Here is a 1,582-nt window from a genome sequence, read left to right on the forward strand (position 1 = left end):
GCTTCCGACGCGTCGGACACCAAGCGATCGGCGATCATTGTCCGCAGCCAGTTCGGGGCATCGGTCGGAATGATGAACTCCTCATGCAGCAGGCCTTGTTTGCGCGTGTAGTCGATCGTCCGGACTTCCCGCTGGTACTCCATCTTGGCGCAGTGCCGGTAAGCCGCCGACAGCAGGGCGCTGCGGCCGGAGCCACGGGCGACGATGCTGACTGAAAAATGCGGCACGGCCACGGGATAAACGCCTCCTTCGATCAAATAATTCCAACGGGTCCGTCGGAGGCGCAGCTGGGCCCAAAAGCAGGGCGTCGCGTCAGCGACGTATAATTGCGCCCTTCAAATCCGCTCCTTCGGAACGGCGGGATCATTTCCCAAAGCATCGCCCTTGGCGATTGTAAGATTCACAGGAGTGCGTTCCGCACTGCCGTCGGGAAAACTGGCTTCGAAAGACAAGCGTTCTCAGCCAGGGAGATTATCGAAATGAAGAAACCATCTTCAAAGATCCGGGACGAAATCGCCAAGCTGCAGGAACGCCTCAAGGTCGCCGAGACAAAGGAAGCCGAGCGGCTCGGCGAGGCCGGCCTCCGGTTCGAAAAACGGGCGCTTCTGCCCGGAGCCATGATCGAGCTCGCCCGGCGGCTACGGGGCACCACGGCATTGCGTCTCGCTGCAGGATCGTCACCTAAGGACGAAACCCGTCAGGGTTGGTGAGGCAACGGCGAACAAAGCCATCCGCCACAGGCGGCCCACCCGGAAAAGCTAACCTGCCTGAATCACCGAAATGAATCGATGAGGTGGAACCGATTCAAAACTGTCGTTGGACGTTGAACCCTGAAAACGGGATGCTGACGGCATGATCGCACAACCCTACAAACTGATCCGGATGTGGTCGAACGCGTTATGGCAGACGAGATGAAACGCGGCCTATAATATCGGCCTCTCCACCAAACGAAAATGCCTTCGCCGGACGCTCACACTTCGCCGGCTAAGAAGCTAAGAAGTAAATATTAGGAATTTTCTATTTGCGGGATTTGGTCTCTAGCGAACGCACCTCATCCAAGGAACTAAATCGCTCGACGGCAGTTTCCATCGCGGATCGCGTCGCGCGGACTCTCCCACCCCACCGCGTTGCATCCCCCCGGTTGCCGACGCGGTCCACCATCCTTCTCTGAATTAGAACTGCCTCCGCGATTAAGCAGAGGGGATCGTGTCCCGGGACGTGGTGTAGCTGACTGGAGGTAGCAAAGCCGAACGCCCGCGCGCTTTTCATAGCGCTGTAGCGGGTGGTTGGGTTTGCGGGCGGCCATCAGTGTTTTCCGCTAGGGTCGGGTTGTTCAAAGACCAACCTGACGGAAAGACCACCGATGACCAATGACATGATGAACGTGCGCTCCCTCGTTGAGAAGAGCGCGGATGCAGATTTATTGCGTGAGATGATTGGCTTTGCCGCCGAGCGGCTGATGGAGCTGGAGGTCGGCTCGGCTACGGGTGCTGACTTTGGTGAGAAGAACCCGATGCGGCTCGCTCAACGCAATGGCTACCGTGACCGCGATTGGGAGACGCGGGCTGGAACCGTCGAGCTT

At 58.5% G+C, this 1,582-nt stretch carries 3 protein-coding genes; 2 read left to right on the top strand and 1 reads right to left on the bottom strand.

Annotation, left to right across the window (positions count from 1 at the left end; translation table 11 throughout):
• The coding region (locus ASC97_RS29440; RefSeq protein WP_156390498.1) for a MobA/MobL family protein at positions 1-233 on the bottom strand (233 nt) is incomplete at its 3' end.
• A 246-nt stretch (positions 234-479) separates the two neighbouring features.
• Here ASC97_RS29440 and ASC97_RS33685 point away from each other — a divergent pair.
• Both ASC97_RS33685 and ASC97_RS29450 read left to right on the top strand, forming a co-directional pair.
• Positions 480-710, top strand: coding sequence for a TraC family protein (locus ASC97_RS33685; protein ID WP_082530227.1), 231 nt, complete (start codon positions 480-482; stop codon positions 708-710).
• A gap of 653 nt (positions 711-1,363) precedes the next feature.
• Positions 1,364-1,582, top strand: a 219-nt coding sequence (locus ASC97_RS29450; protein ID WP_200959565.1) for a transposase, incomplete at its 3' end; no start/stop codon positions are given.

Source organism: Rhizobium sp. Root1203 (genome assembly GCF_001424945.1).
Classification (GTDB): Bacteria; Pseudomonadota; Alphaproteobacteria; order Rhizobiales; family Rhizobiaceae; genus Rhizobium.

Excerpts from the sequence above, each read along its gene's own strand:
- ASC97_RS33685 (WP_082530227.1), top strand. The coding sequence starts at position 480 with ATGAAGAAACCATCTTCAAAGATCCGGGACGAAATCGCCAAGCTGCAG.